Raw genomic sequence first — 14,997 nt, 5'->3', positions numbered from 1 at the left:
GGGCAGAACATGACACCGGACATTCTTTTCTCACTCCATGGCAAAACCGCGCTGGTCACCGGCGGGGCCACCGGAATCGGGCGCATGGCCGCCGAGGCGCTGATGCGCGCCGGTGCGCGGGTGCTGATCGCATCGCGCAAGGGCGACGCCTGCATCGCGGTGGCCGAACAGCTGAATGCCATCGACGCGCCCGGCACCGTCGAAGGCTTTGCCGGCGATGTCGGCACTGAACAGGGTGTCGATGCCTTGGTAGGCGAGGTTAAGAATCGCACGAAAACGATTGATATCCTTATGAACAATGCGGGCATTACCTGGGGCGCCCCATTGGGCCAGTTCCCGCATCAGGCCTGGGAAAAAGTGATGGCGGTCAATGTGGCAGGCGTGTTCGATCTGACCCAGAAACTGCTGCCGATGCTGGTCGCGTCCGGTTCGCCCGGCGATCCGGCGCGGGTGGTCAACGTCGGTTCGGTGATGGGCGAGATCCCCATGGGCGACGGGGCCTACAGCTATTCGGCGTCCAAGGCGGCGGTGATCCATATCTCGAAAATCCTGGCCAAGGAACTCGCCGGGCAGCATGTTACCGTCAACGCGCTGGCACCGGGGCCGTTTGTGTCGCGCATGACCGCCTTTGCCACCGCGGACGAGGGCATGCGCGAAAAGGTCGGTGGCGACGTGCCGCTGGGCCGGGTCGGTTGCGACGAGGATATCGCCGGGTGCATGCTGTTCCTGTGCGGACGCGGCGGGGCCTATGTCACCGGTGCCGTGATCCCGGTCAGCGGCGGCATCAATGTGATGTCCGGCCATAACATCTTTGAAAAAGCAATGTGATAGACGGGGAAGTTCATCAATGACCATAAGGTTTGACAACCGCGTTGCCATTGTCACCGGGGCTGGAACCGGGCTGGGCCGCGCCCATGCCCTGGGGCTCGCGGAACGTGGCGCGCGGGTGGTGATCAACGATCTGGGGGCCGCGACCGACGGCTCGGGGGCTTCGGAGTCAGCCGCGCAATCGGTGGTGGATGAAATCCGCGCCGCTGGCGGGCAGGCGATGGCCCATGGCGCCGATGTGTCCGACCCCGACGGTGTGGCGGACATGGTGACACAAACCCTGTCGCAATGGGGGCGTATCGACATTGTGGTCAACAACGCCGGCATCCTGCGCGACAAGACCTTTTCCAATATGACGCTGGACGATTTCCGCCGCGTGGTCGACGTGCATCTGATGGGCAGCGCCACGGTCACCCATGCCTGTTGGCCGGTGATGCGAGAACAGGGCTATGGCCGGGTCGTGCTGACCTCGTCCGGAAGCGGGCTGTATGGCAATTTCGGTCAATCCAACTATGGCGCGGCCAAGGCGGCGATGATGGGTCTGATGAACGTGCTGCACATGGAAGGCGCGCGGGACAACATCCGCGTCAACGTGCTGGCCCCCACCGCCGCCACCCGCATGACCGAGGCGCTGATCCCCGCCGATGCGCTGGAATTGATGGCCCCCGAAACCATCACCCCCGGCCTGCTGTATCTGGTCAGCGAAGACGCCCCAAGCCGGGTGATGCTGGGCGCGGGGGCCGGCTGCTTTGCCCAGACGCGCGTGTATGAATCCCAAGGCATCACCCTGCAAGGCGACGACCTTACCCCCGAACAGGTGGCGGCCCGCTTTGCCGACATCACCAGTGCAGAAGATCAACAAGAGTTGACAAGCGCTTTTGACCAAACGAAAAAATATGTCTCCAATGCCGCAATGGCCCGCGGGCTTTCGCTGGACTGGGGCTGACGTGACGCGAGGATCTGACATGACCGCACCCTGGTTGCGAGACGACAATCACCTGCCTGAGGCCCTGCGCGGACTGCGGCTGCCGCTGGTGGGGTCTCCGCTGTTCATCATATCCGGCCCCGAACTGGTCATCGCTCAGTGCAAAGCCGGGATCGTCGGGTCTTTTCCGGCGCTGAACGCCCGCGAGGCCGAGGGCGAGCCGCCGCTGCTGGAAGCCTGGCTGACCCAAATCACCGAAGCACTGGACCGTCACAATCAGGCCAACCCGGACCGCCCCGCAGCCCCTTTTGCGGTGAACCAGATCGTGCATCGCAGCAACGCGCGGCTGGACCGCGATCTGGAAATCTGTGCCCGCCACAAGGTGCCGATCTGGATCACCAGCCTGGGCGCGCGTGTCGAGGTCAACGAGGCGGCGCATTCCTGTGGCGGTATCGTGCTGCATGACATCATCAACAACACCTTTGCCCGCAAGGCCATCGACAAGGGCGCCGACGGCCTGATCGCAGTGGCGGCGGGCGCGGGTGGCCATGCCGGGCAGCAATCGCCCTTTGCCCTGATCCGCGAGATCCGCGACTGGTTCGATGGTCCGCTGCTGTTGTCTGGTGCCATCGCCACCGGTCAGGCGCTGTTGGCGGCGCGCGCTCTGGGGGCCGATTTCGGCTATATGGGTTCGCCCTTCATCGCCTGCGCCGAGGCCAACGCCCAGCCCGGTTACAAGGACATGATCGTGTCCAGCGGGGCCGAAGACATCGTGACCTCGTCGCTGTTCACCGGCGTGTCGGGCAACTATTTGAAACCGTCCATTGCCGCCGCCGGTCTGGATGCCGACAATCTGCCCTCGGCCGACGCGTCGACGATGAATTTCTCCTCGGGGTCGTCAAAACCCAAGGCCTGGAAGGAAATCTGGGGCGCCGGGCAGGGGATCGGCGCGGTGCGCGATCTGACCGATGTGCCGACGCTGGTGGCGCGGATCGAACGGGAATACCTGACCGCCGGGCGCGGCCTCTCTGGCGAATTCGCGGGTTAGCCATGGCAGAGCTGCTTGTCATTCGCCACGCGCAGGCCAGTTTCGGCGCGGACAACTATGACCGGCTGTCCGAGCTGGGGCACCGGCAATCCGAACTGGCGGGCGCGGCCCTGCGCGAAAGCGGCTGGCTGCCGGATCGTCTGGTCACCGGCACCTTGACGCGGCAGCATGAAACCCTGGCCAGCATGGGGTTTTCACAGCCACCGGAAACCCATGCCGGCCTCAACGAGTATGACTTTCACAACCTGCTGAGCGTACGTTTTGAAGGCCAGGTGCCGGACTCCGTGCGCCACGATCGCAAAACCCATTTCCGCACCCTGCGCGACACCATCCTGCAATGGCAGGCGGGCGGGCTGCACGGCGCAGCGGAAAGCTGGCGGCAATTCACCGACAGGGTCGGTGCCGCGCGCCATTTCGCCACTCAGACCGACGCGCGGCGGGTTCTGGCGATCAGCTCGGGCGGGCCCATCGGGCAACTGGTCGCCTCCTGCCTGGGTGCGCCGGATGCAGAGATGATGGCACTGAACCTGCAGGTCAAGAACACCAGCTGGACCCGGTTTTTCTTTTCAAAACAGGGATTCACCCTGCATGAATTCAACGCAACCCCGCATTTCTCATCTGCGGAACGTGCAAAAATGCTGACCTATAGCTGAGGAGCGGAGATGACGAACACCGCACAAACGCTGGATCTGGATGCGGTCGGATCCTATCTGGCCCAGAACCTGCCGGGATTTGCCGGCCCGCTGAGCGCCCGCAAATTCGAGGGTGGACAATCCAACCCGACCTTCCTGTTGATGACCCCGCAAAAAAACTATGTCCTGCGCCGCAAACCGCCGGGGCAATTGCTGAAATCCGCCCATGCGGTGGACCGCGAATTCCGGGTTCAGAGCGCGCTTGCGGGATCGGATGTGCCGGTCGCAAAAATGCATCTGTTGTGCGAAGACGACAGCGTGATCGGGTCGATGTTCTATGTCATGGATCACATCGACGGGCGCAATTTCAGCGATCCGACCATGCCGGACCTCAGCAATGCGGACCGCAACGCTGTGATCGACGACATGAACCGGGTGCTGGCGGCGCTGCACATGGTGGATGTCGATGCGGTCGGGCTGGGCGACTATGGTCCGCCGGGCAATTATTACCAACGTCAGGTCGGGCGCTGGTCCAAACAATACAAGGCGTCGGAAACCGATCCGATCCCGGCGATGGACGCGTTGATGCAGGCGCTGGTCGATCAGATGCCGCCCGATGACGGGCAACGCACGCTGGTGCATGGCGACTATCGCATTGACAACATCATCTTTGAAAAGGACGGCACCAACTGCCTGGCGGTTCTGGACTGGGAATTGTCCACCATCGGCCATCCCTTTGCCGATCTTGCCTCGGTCATCATGCAGTGGCAGATGCCGGCGGGGCGCGAGGGCCGGGGGCTGGCGGGTCTCGACCGCGGCGCCCTGGGCCTGCCCACGGATGCCGAATTCATCGCCCGCTATTGCGAACGGCGCGGCCTGCCGGGGATCGACAATTTCGGCTTTTACCTGTCATTCTGCTTTTTCCGGATGGCGGCGATTATCCAGGGCGTCCTGAAACGTGCGCTGGATGGCAATGCCAGCAATCCGGAACGGGCGATGAAGGTCGGACAATATGTGCCGGTTTTTGCTCAGAACGGGCTAAGGGCACTGAAAGGCTAGTACCATGCAGGACGAAGAGTTCAAGACCAGTGCGGAAGAGACCAAGGATCGGAATTTCATCACCGCTCTGGCGCGCGGGCTGGATGTTCTGCGCTGTTTTCGCCCCAACGAAACCGACCTGACCAATACCGACATATCCGAACGCACGAACCTGCCAAAACCCACGGTTTCGCGGCTGACCCATACGCTGTGCAAGCTGGAATATCTGGTCGCCGATCCACGCACCGGGACCTATCGGCTGGGGGCCGGGGTGCTGCAACTGGGCTATGGCGTCCTGTCCGGCATGGAGATCGGCGAGCGTGCCTCCGAAGTCATGCGCGCACTGCGCGACGGGCCGAATTCCTATATCACCGTTGCCCTGGCCGAACGGCACCGGATCCAGGCGGTCTATATCGCAGTGCAGCGGTCGCGCGAGGAACTCGCCCTGACCATGAGCGTCGGTTCGCGCCTGCCGCTGTTCTTTTCCGCCATCGGTCGCGCGATCCTGGTGGGGATGCCCGAATCAGACCGCGCCGCCGCGTTCGAGCAGGCCCGTCAGGAAGACCCCAATCAGCACACGGCCCGCCAAAACAGCTATGAAAAGGCGCGCGCCGAGTATGAGACACTGGGCTACTGCACCGGCTATGGCGATTGGCGGCCCGACGTTAACGGAATCGCGGTGCCGGTGTGTTCGCTCAACGGTGCGCGGATCTATGGTCTGAACGTCGGCGGCCCATCGTTTCACGTCAAGAAAAGGCAACTCGAAGGCTACTATGCCAAACATCTGATTGAGGCCGCCGCCGCTCTCAGTCAGCGCCCCCCGGCCTGATTCAGGATCGCTGGGAATCACTGGAAAACGGTAAAACTTTATTCTGCACAGCGGAAGACATCCCAGGCACAGAACCGACCGGCTGATATTTTCTCCGCCCGATCCAGACGCTGTACCTGACGTCAGGTCAGATCTGAAAATCCCCCGTCTGTGCCCCGATGGCTGTACGTGCGGGATTTGATTTTGGGATCAGAACCGCACCGGAACGATGCGATTTAGATAATGGTATTTTCTTTTTAATACATACTGTTGAAAAGCATAATGAAACTGAAACCTCCGCAGACCGCGCGGGACCGATCCGTTTTGGCGCTGCGCAATCTATTGCCAGATGCGCCAGAGAATCCACCTCTGCTTTTGTGACGTTACGGCGACCGGTTCTGCCGCTACCGCGACGCTTGACTTTGGCGGTCGTTGTGCAAGGCTTCGCATCAAGCTCGCCGCAGAAGAATGCGCTCAGGCATGTCGAGCTGTGTGTTAGGGAGGAAATCACATGAGAAACACCACCACGCTCGGCTTGACAGCCGCGCTTGCGCTGTCGGTCAGTGCAACCGCTGTATGGGCCGAAAACATCAAGATCGCGTTTATCGACCCACTGTCCGGCCCCTTTGCCAGCACCGGCACCAATGGGCTGCACCAGTATGAATTTGCCGCTCAGACCATGGTCAACGACAAGGGCGGCGTGCTCGAGGGCGACATGTTCGAAATCGTGCCGTTTGACAACAAGGTCAGCCCCAAGGAATCGCTGATCCAGTTGCAGGTCGCCATCGATCAGGGCATTCGCTTCGTTGCCCAGGGCAACTCGTCCGGTGTGGCACATGCAATCACCGAAGCGGTCGAAAAACATAACAAGCGTAACCCCGACAGCCGGGTTCTGTTCCTGAACTATGCCGCCGTCGATCCGGCGCTGACCAATGACAAATGCAACTTCTGGCATTTCCGGTTCGATGCAAATGCCGATATCAAGATGGACGCCCTGACCGATGTCATGGCCGAGAACGAGGATATCGCCAAGGTCTACATCATCGGCCAGGATTATTCCTTTGGCAAAGCGGTGGCTGCGGCTGCGGTTGCCAATCTGGGGGAAAAGCGCCCCGACATCGAGATCGTCGGCAACGAGTTGCATCCGATCGGCAAGGTCAAGGATTTCACCCCCTATGCGCGCAAGGTTATCGCCTCCGAGGCGGATGCGGTGATTACCGGCAACTGGGGCTCCGACATGCTGGGTCTGGGCAAAGCGATCATCGAGAACGGCTTTAGCGGTCCAATCTATACCTACTATGCCGCAGGCAGCGGCATGACCGGAGCCTTTGGCGAAACCGGCAAGGGCGCGATCCGTCTGGTCAGCGAAGGTCAGGTCAACCCGCCGCCAACGGATGAGGCCAAAGCGTATTACGAGGCATTCCTGGCGAAATACCCGGATGGCAATATCGACCAGGCCCGGATCAGCAACGTGATCGGGATGCTGGCCCAGGCTATCAACGAGGCGGGCACCGCCACCGACGTGGTTGCCGTCGCCAATGCGCTGGAAGGCATGGAATACGACAGCATGTGGGGCACCAAGATCTACATGCGTCCGAACGATCACCAGGCAATCCAGAATCTGCATATCAATGCGCATACCGACGAAGGTGTGACTTTTGACTATGACAATTCAGGCTTTGGCGTGGTGTCGGAATCCATGATCGAGATGGCAGGTATGGACAGCCCCAGCACCTGCGACATGAAACGTCCGTAATCCAAACCCCGGCCCGCCCCTGACCGGACGGGCCGCCTTTACGTCTCATGAAATCTGCCGGAGGGACCAATGGACCTCATACTCGTCAACCTGATCGACGGGCTTGTCACGGGATTACTGTTGTTCATGCTTTCGGCTGGACTGACGCTGATCTTCTCGATGATGGGCGTTCTGAACTTTGCCCATGCCAGTTTCTATATGCTGGGCGCCTATTTTGCCTATCAGATCAGCCTGTATCTGGGTTTCTGGATGGGGCTTCTGATCGCGCCCGTGATCGTCGGCATCGCGGGTGCCGGGGTCGAGCGTTACGGGTTGCGCCGGGTCCACCAATACGGCCACGTTCCCGAACTGATCTTCACCTTCGGGCTTGCCCTGCTGATCGAGGAAATCGTCCAGTTCATCTGGGGCAAGAACCAGATGCCCTATTCGCCCCCCGAAATCCTGCAATTCACCCTGTTTTCGATCGCCGGAAACGCCATACCCGCCTACAAGATCTTCATGATCTGCATGTCGATGGGCATTTTCATCTCGCTGCTGTTCGTACTCACCCGCACCCGTGTCGGCATGGTGATACAGGCGGCGCTGAGCTATCCCAAAACGGTCGAGGCGCTGGGGCACAATGTGCCGCTGGTCTTCATGGGCGTGTTCGGCGTCGGCACCGCCCTTGCCGGGGTCGCCGGTGTGATTGCCGGGCCGGTGCTGGGCACGTTCCCCGGCATGGCCTTCCTGCTCGGGTCGATCGTGTTCGTGACCATTGTGATCGGCGGGCTGGGCTCGCTCTGGGGGGCGCTGGTGGCGTCCTTGCTGATCGGCTGGATCACCACATTTGCCGCCTCCTACAACGTGGCAATGGCCGATATCCTGATGGCGGTGGGCTTTGAGCAGCCGATCGATTTGTCCGAAAGCGCCTGGCGTGACCTGTGGTCGCTGACCCTGCCGCAGATCGGTCCGATCCTGCCTTATCTGCTGATGGTGCTGATCCTGGTGTTCCGCCCTTACGGCCTGTTCGGAAAGCGTGACGTATGACCCAAGCCCTGCATAAATCGACGCATGCGCCGCAGGGGGGGATCACCCTGGCCAGTGCGATGCCGTGGATCATCTCGACCGTGGTGCTGTTGGTCATTCCCTTCGTGTTCACCTCCAACAGCGCCATCACCATCATGAACCAGATGGCCATCACCATCATCTTCGCGCTGGCCTATAACATGCTGCTGGGGCAGGGCGGGATGCTGTCCTTTGGCCATGCAGTCTATATGGGTGTCGGCGGCTTCATGTGCGTGCATGTCATGAACTATGTCGAGGATTACAGCCTGCCGCTGCCGCTGCCGCTGCTGCCGGTCTTTGGCGGCTTGTTCGGGCTGGGGCTGGCCACAATCGTCGGCTCGTTCTCGACCCGCAAGGCAGGGACCGTCTTCGCGATGATTTCGCTGGGCGTAGGCGAGCTGATCGCCGCCTGTTCGGTCATCATCGTGGTGTTCTTTGGCGGCGAAGAAGGCGTCAGCGGCGACCGCACCTATGGGCTGCCGTTCTTTGGCGTCGAATTCCTGCACCAGATCGAGGTCTATTACCTGATCGTCTTCTGGCTGATTCTGTCCGCCCTGCTGATGTACCTGTTCTCGCGCACCCCGGTGGGTCGGATGGCAAACGCCGTGCGCGACAATCCTGAACGGGCGGAATTCCTGGGCTACTCGGCCCGCTGGGTGCGGTTCTTCTCGTTCTGCGCCTCGGGGTTCTTTTGCGGCGTTGCGGGAGGACTTTTTGCCATCAACTATGAAATCCTGACCGAGGAAAACCTGAACCTGGTACAATCCGGCTCGATCCTGCTGATCACCTTTCTGGGCGGTGTCGGGTTCTTTTTCGGCCCCATCATCGGCGCCATCGTCTTTACCCTGCTGTCGACCGTTCTCAGCCTGCAGACCGAGCTGTGGCAGCTTTATGTGGGCGCGTTGTTTCTGGCCACGGTGATGTATTTTCCCGGCGGTCTGGCCGGTGTGATCATGATGCACTGGCCCGCGTTCCGGCTGGGCAATGCGCGGATGCTGGTGCTGCCCTATATCAAGACATTCATTCCCTGCCTGATCGGAATTCTGGGAACCGCCGCGTTGATCGAGATGATCTTTCATCTTCGCCACGGGGCTGTCGGCGACGAGGAGATGACCCTGTTCTGGACCACATTCAACGTGCATGCGGTGCTGCCGTGGCTGATTGCCATCGCAATCACGGGTGCGGCCTTCTGGCTGACCCGGCGCAATATACCCGAGGTCGTCGACGCTTGGCACAGGGCCAATTCCCTGCCCGGAGCCGCGACATGAGTGCCGCCGCCGCATTGCAGCTTGAAGGTCTGCGCAAGAGCTTTGGCAAAACTGAAATCATCCGCGGTGTCGATCTGTCGATCGCAAAGGGCGAACGTCACGCCGTGATCGGCCCCAACGGGGCGGGCAAATCGACCCTGTTCAACCTGATCACCGGACGCTTTCCGCCAACCGGCGGCAAGGTTCGCCTGCACGGTCAGGATCTTGCGGGGCTGGCCCCGTTTCAGATCAACCGCATGGGTCTCAGCCGGTCGTTCCAGATCACCAACATCTTTCCCAAGATGAGCGTGTTCGAAAACGTCCGCTGTTCGCTGCTCTGGGCCAAGGGCTACAGGTATTCCTTCTGGAACATGGTCAGCAAATCGCGTGACCTGACCCAGGCCGCCGACGCCATTCTGGAACAGATCAACCTGACCGAGCGCCGCGAACTGCCTGCCGGGGTGCTGTCCTATGCCGAACAGCGCGCCCTTGAAATCGGCATCACCATGGCCGGGGGGGCCGATGTGATCATGCTCGACGAACCCACCGCCGGGATGAGCCATTCGGAAACCGACTATATCGTCGATCTGATCCGGCAGGTAACCGAAAACAAGACCCTGATCATGGTCGAGCACGACATGGGCGTGGTCTTTGGACTCGCCGACCGGATCTCGGTTCTGGTCTACGGCGAAATCGTCGCCACCGGCCGCCCCGAAGAGGTGCGCGCCAATCCCAAGGTACAAGAGGCCTATCTGGGCGCCGCATTGGAGGCCGAGCACTGACATGCTTGAGGTACAGGACCTGCACGCCTTTTATGGCAAGTCGCACATCCTTCAGGGGGTGAATCTGAACATTCAGGAAGGCGAGATCGTCGCCCTTCTGGGCCGCAACGGGGTCGGGCGCTCGACCACCTGCAAGTCGATCATGGGCGAAGTGGCTCCCCAGGGCTCGGTGCGCTTCAAGGGTCAGGAAATCGCCGGCAAGAAGGCGTTCGAGATCGCCAATCTGGGCATCGGCTATGTGCCCGAGAACCGTGATATCTTTCCCGGCCTCACCACCCGGCAGAACCTGATCCTGGGAATGAAGCCGGGGCAGAAAGACGGGCAGGGACGCTGGTCGATGCAGGACATGTTCGACATGTTCGAGAACCTGCAGCGCCGCGCCGATGTCGAGGCCTCGGTGCTTTCGGGGGGCGAGCAGCAGATGCTGACCATGTGCCGTACCCTGATTGGCGATCCCGACCTGGTGATGATCGACGAACCCACCGAAGGGCTGTCGCCGCAGATGGTCCAGCGGGTGGGCGAGCTGTTGCAGGAAATCGCCAAACGCGGCATCGCCACCTTGCTGGTCGAACAAAAACTGTCGATTGCGATGGACATTGCCCATCGTGTCTATGTCATGGGGCACGGTCATGTGGTGTTCGAAGGCACACCCGACGAATTGCGCGCGCGCGAGGATGTCCGCAAGGAATGGCTCGAAGTCTGACGCCGCCCCGCAGGACCCGGAATGCAGGCGGCCCTCATCCGTGGATGGCGGGACAGGCGTATGTACAGGGTATGTACGGTTGCCATACGCCAAATTTCGGGCGGTTCGGGCCGTTTGACAGGTTGTGAACACGTTCAGAAAACCCGATACTTGCGCACATCCACCGCAACAGATGCAAAACAAAGGCAGACATGACGCAGGACAGGCTGGTACGAACCGACCACGAAAACGGCGTGGTTCAGATTGGGCTGAACCGGGCGCCCGTCAACGCCCTGAGCGCCGATTTCCTGATGGAATTTTCCGATCTGATCGATGTTCTGGTGGCGGACGACACCGTTCGATCTATTGTTTTGACCAGTGGTTTCAAAGTGTTCAGCGCCGGTCTTGACCTCAAGGAAGCGCAACATTTCCACCTGACGCAGCAGCACGCCATGGTTCGGGGGCTGAACGTCGGTTTTCTGTCGCTTTATGCCTGCCCCAAGCCCACCTTGGTGGCCATCGACGGTGCCGCGATTGCCGGCGGTCTGTTCTTTGTGCTGGGCAGCGACGTACGCATCTCCAGCCCGCGCGCCAGCTTCGGTCTCGCCGAAGTGCGCGTGGGGGCGGATTTCCCCGTGGGTCCACTGGAAATCGCCCGCGCCGCTCTGTCTCCCGACACGCTGAGGCGGCTGATGCTGACCGGACGGCCCATTGACACGGATAGCGCAAAAGCGGCTGGAATCATTGACGAAATTACGCCTTCAGAGCAGCTTTTTACACGGGTCATGCAGATTGGCGGGGAAATGGCACAGATCCCACCGCAGACCTTTGCCAGCGTAAAACGGCAGATCCGGGGAGATACGATTTCCCGGATCGAGGCCGCTATGGCCGGAGGGGCAAACGCACCAGAGGGCGGATGGTTCAACGATGAAACTATCGCGGCCATGAAGCGAATGATCGGCTGAAAGACAACAGGAGGCGCTGAGTATGAAAACCGCAAAGCCGCAGGATCAGGGGTTTGACCCGGATCGTCTGAACCGGATCGCCAGCTGGATGGAGCGCTATATCGAGGAACGCAAATTTGCGGGCTCGTCGGTGTTGATCGCCCGAGGTGGCCGCGAAGTGTATTTTCATGCCGCCGGTCTGCGCAGCGTCGAAAATTTCACGCCGTTTCAACGCGATACAGTGGCACGCATCTATTCGATGACCAAACCGATCACCAGCGTCGCGGCGATGATGCTGGCGGAACTGGGCCTGTTTCATCTGGATGCACCGGTCAGTACGTTCCTGCCGGCGTTCAGAAACATGACCGCGCTGGTGCCGGGGGCCGAACGGATCGATCAGGTCGAACCCTGCGCGGCACCGACACTGCACCAATTGATGACCCATACCAGCGGGCTAAGCTATCCGTTCAATCCCGGGGTTCTGGGGCGCGAGATGGATAATCGAAAGATTATTTTCGGCCCGAAACAAGGACTTCTGGCAGATATGGCGGATCAGGTCGGCGACTTGCCATTGGCCTTCCACCCCGGAACCCGCTGGGAATACTCGGTAGGAATCGACATTCTCGGACGTGTCATCGAGGTGGTATCGGGCCAAAGCCTGGACGAGTTCCTTGCCGAGCACATCCTGAAACCGCTGGGCATGACGCACACGGCATTCACAGTTCCGGATGAGCTAAGTGACCGGTTCGCATCGTTATATACGCCCCTGGCCGGCAATGCGATGGATCTGAACGCCGCGCAACCGGGCGGTGATACCTTGAGATTGACCGATTGCGCCGGTTCCTCCCCGTTCGAGGCCACAACCCTGTATTCCGGTGGTGGTGGACTGGTGGGCACGATCGACGACTATATGCGGTTTACCGAAATGTTGCGCAACGGCGGACGCCACAGAAACGGCCGGCTGCTGAGTCCAAAAACGCTGGACTACATGATGCGCAACCATCTGCCGGGCGATATCGCCTCGATGGGTCCGCAAAGTTTTGCCGAACAGCCGATGGAAGGTGTCGGATTCGGTCTGGGCGGCTCGGTCGTACTCGATCCGGCGCGCGCGCGTTGTCCCGGCAGTGCCGGCGATTTCAGTTGGGGCGGCATGGCGTCGACCTTTTTCTGGATGGATCCTGCCCTAGACCTTTCGGTGGTCTTTTTCACACAGCTTTCCCCCTCCAGTTCCTACCCGGCGCGGGCCGAACTCAAGGCGCTGGTACATGGAGCGATGATATCATGAACGATCCCCGACCGGTCCTTTGGACCCCGACCGAACAACAGGCACAAGCAACTCGCATGGCCGCCTTTATCCGCTGGCTCAAGACCGAACGTGGCCTGGAGTTCAGCGATTACAACGCGCTGTGGGACTGGAGCGTCACGGATCTGGACGGGTTTTGGTCTGCAATCTGGGCGTTTTTTGACCTGCGCTCCAGCGCGCCCGCAACCGCAGTTATCGATGGACGGATCATGCCCGGCGCACACTGGTTTCCCGGCGCGCAGGTCAATTTCGCCAGCCAGATACTGCGGCAAGCAGCGTACACTCCGCACCAGACGGCGCTGATCATGCAATCTGAAACCTTCGGCGAATCCCAATTGACCTGGCAAGAGCTGTCTTCCCAAGTGGCCAGCGTTGCCTCGCGACTGCGCACGATGGGAGTGGTGCAGGGCGACCGGGTCGTGGCGATCCTGCCCAATACAGAAGCCGCGTTGATCGCCTGTCTGGCCACGGCCAGCATCGGGGCGATCTGGTCGCTTTGCTCACCGGATATGGGCCATGTAGCAATCCTGGATCGGTTTCGACAAATCGAACCCAAAGTGTTGATTGCGCAGGATGGCTATGTCCACGCGGGACGCATGATCGACCGGCGCGACGTGCTGGCCGAAATCACGGGCGGATTACCGACGTTGGAACATCAGATCCTGATCCCGGCGTTGAACGATGTCCCGGACGGGTGGATCTTGTGGCGGGATCTGTTGCAGGACCAGGCAGAGGCGGAGTTTGCGCAGGTTCCATTCGATCACCCACTTTGGGTGGTCTACTCGTCGGGCACCACGGGTAACCCAAAGCCTATCCTGCATGGTCACGGCGGTATTATGCTCGAAAGTGCCAAACAATCGCTGCATCAGGATCTCGACAGCAAGGATCGGTTTTGTTGGCTGACCTCGTCGGGATGGATCATGTGGAACGCCCAACTGGGTGCGCTGGGGCAGGGTGCAACCCTGGCTTTGTTCGATGGCGCGCCAAACTATCCAGACATGCAGACCGTCTGGCGGTTTGTGTCCGACCACGCCATCAGCTATTTTGGCGCCGGGGCTGCTTTTATAACCAGCTGCATGAAGGCGGGTCTTCGACCGGGTGAAACGCTGGATCTGTCAGCGTTGCGCGCAATCGGCGCCACCGGTTCGCCGTTGACGGCGGACGGCTATGAGTGGGTCTACAGTGCCGTGAAATCCGATGTCTGGCTGGCTCCTATTTCAGGCGGGACCGATTTGTGCGGCGCATTTGTAGGCGGCAATCCGATGTTGCCGGTCCGGGCGGGCGAGATGCAATGCCGGTTTCTGGGCAATGCCGTACGTGCCTTTGACGAAGCGGGTAACGAGTTGATCGGCGAAGTCGGAGAACTGGTGTGTACCGAACCGCTGCCGTCAATGCCACTGTGCTTTTGGGGCGATCCCGACGGCAGCCGACTGCATGGCAGCTATTTTGATACCTATCCGGGCATCTGGCGGCACGGCGATTGGATCGAGATCACCCCCGAAGGTGGCGCGGTGATCTATGGACGGTCGGACGCCACGATCAACCGCAAGGGGTTGCGCATGGGCAGCGCAGAGATTTACCAGGCCGTCGAAGGTCTGGATGAGGTGATGGATTCATTGGTTGTCGATCTGGAATTCCTGGGGCGGGACAGCTTCATGCCCCTGTTCGTGGTTCTGGCCGATGGGCAGACGCTCGACCAGGCTGTGCAGGACCGGATCAATGCTGCAATCCGATCATCGGTTTCCGCCCGCTTCGTACCCAACGAAATCGTTCAGATCGATGAGGTGCCGCGTACGATTTCGGGCAAGAAACTGGAGGTTCCGGTTAAAAAACTGCTATTGGGCGGTGAACCGGAAAAGGTGGTGAACCGGGATTCCATGGCCAACCCGAACAGTTTTGACACCTTCGTCAAATATGCCCGGTCACGAGAGGGTCGGGGCGAATTAGAAAGATAACGTAA

General features: G+C 60.5%; 14 protein-coding genes. All 14 read left to right on the top strand.

Annotated elements, in window-relative coordinates; all coding sequences use genetic code 11:
* Positions 1-9 precede the first annotated feature (9 nt).
* Entirely contained in the window at positions 10-828 is an 819-nt protein-coding gene (locus NANH_RS0104990; protein WP_027261040.1) for an SDR family NAD(P)-dependent oxidoreductase, read from the top strand.
* A 19-nt stretch (positions 829-847) separates the two neighbouring features.
* Positions 848-1,774 carry an SDR family NAD(P)-dependent oxidoreductase gene (locus NANH_RS0104985; protein ID WP_027261039.1) on the top strand — a complete coding sequence of 309 codons (927 nt, stop codon included), beginning with the start codon at positions 848-850 and terminating at the stop codon, positions 1,772-1,774.
* 19 nt (positions 1,775-1,793) lie between these two features.
* Positions 1,794-2,801, top strand: coding sequence for an NAD(P)H-dependent flavin oxidoreductase (locus NANH_RS0104980; RefSeq protein WP_027261038.1), 1,008 nt, complete (start codon positions 1,794-1,796; stop codon positions 2,799-2,801).
* Between the two features lie 2 nt (positions 2,802-2,803).
* Positions 2,804-3,454: a histidine phosphatase family protein gene (locus NANH_RS0104975; protein ID WP_027261037.1), complete on the top strand. Its 651-nt coding sequence runs from the start codon at positions 2,804-2,806 to the stop codon at positions 3,452-3,454.
* Between the two features lie 9 nt (positions 3,455-3,463).
* Entirely contained in the window at positions 3,464-4,492 is a 1,029-nt protein-coding gene (locus NANH_RS0104970; protein ID WP_027261036.1) for a phosphotransferase family protein, read from the top strand.
* A 4-nt stretch (positions 4,493-4,496) separates the two neighbouring features.
* A complete protein-coding gene (locus NANH_RS0104965; protein ID WP_027261035.1) occupies positions 4,497-5,300 on the top strand; it encodes an IclR family transcriptional regulator in 804 nt (267 codons plus the stop codon).
* Positions 5,301-5,790: 490 nt separating this feature from the next.
* Positions 5,791-7,035, top strand: coding sequence for a branched-chain amino acid ABC transporter substrate-binding protein (locus NANH_RS0104960; RefSeq protein ID WP_027261034.1), 1,245 nt, complete (start codon positions 5,791-5,793; stop codon positions 7,033-7,035).
* 69 nt (positions 7,036-7,104) lie between these two features.
* Positions 7,105-8,061: a branched-chain amino acid ABC transporter permease gene (locus tag NANH_RS0104955; RefSeq protein ID WP_027261033.1), complete on the top strand. Its 957-nt coding sequence runs from the start codon at positions 7,105-7,107 to the stop codon at positions 8,059-8,061.
* Positions 8,058-9,347, top strand: coding sequence for a branched-chain amino acid ABC transporter permease (locus NANH_RS25500; RefSeq protein WP_036049445.1), 1,290 nt, complete (start codon positions 8,058-8,060; stop codon positions 9,345-9,347). The genes NANH_RS0104955 and NANH_RS25500 overlap by 4 nt, the downstream gene beginning before the upstream one ends.
* On the top strand, positions 9,344-10,108 hold the full coding sequence (locus tag NANH_RS0104945; protein ID WP_027261032.1) for an ABC transporter ATP-binding protein: 765 nt from the start codon (positions 9,344-9,346) through the stop codon (positions 10,106-10,108). The genes NANH_RS25500 and NANH_RS0104945 overlap by 4 nt, the downstream gene beginning before the upstream one ends.
* Position 10,109: 1 nt before the next feature.
* Positions 10,110-10,811, top strand: coding sequence for an ABC transporter ATP-binding protein (locus NANH_RS0104940; RefSeq protein ID WP_027261031.1), 702 nt, complete (start codon positions 10,110-10,112; stop codon positions 10,809-10,811).
* Positions 10,812-11,002: 191 nt separating this feature from the next.
* Positions 11,003-11,755: an enoyl-CoA hydratase/isomerase family protein gene (locus NANH_RS0104935; RefSeq protein WP_027261030.1), complete on the top strand. Its 753-nt coding sequence runs from the start codon at positions 11,003-11,005 to the stop codon at positions 11,753-11,755.
* A gap of 22 nt (positions 11,756-11,777) precedes the next feature.
* Positions 11,778-13,019 (top strand): serine hydrolase domain-containing protein, encoded by a 1,242-nt coding sequence (locus NANH_RS0104930; protein ID WP_036049443.1) that lies wholly within the window; start codon positions 11,778-11,780, stop codon positions 13,017-13,019.
* Entirely contained in the window at positions 13,016-14,992 is a 1,977-nt protein-coding gene (locus tag NANH_RS0104925) for an acetoacetate--CoA ligase (RefSeq protein WP_027261028.1), read from the top strand. The genes NANH_RS0104930 and NANH_RS0104925 overlap by 4 nt, the downstream gene beginning before the upstream one ends.
* Positions 14,993-14,997 lie beyond the last annotated feature (5 nt).

Origin of the sequence: Sedimentitalea nanhaiensis DSM 24252 (genome assembly GCF_000473225.1) — a bacterium.
In the GTDB taxonomy this organism is placed as follows: domain Bacteria; phylum Pseudomonadota; class Alphaproteobacteria; order Rhodobacterales; family Rhodobacteraceae; genus Sedimentitalea; species Sedimentitalea nanhaiensis.
The sequence above is the reverse complement of the archived record's forward strand: the minus strand, read 5'-3'. Positions and strand labels throughout refer to the sequence as shown.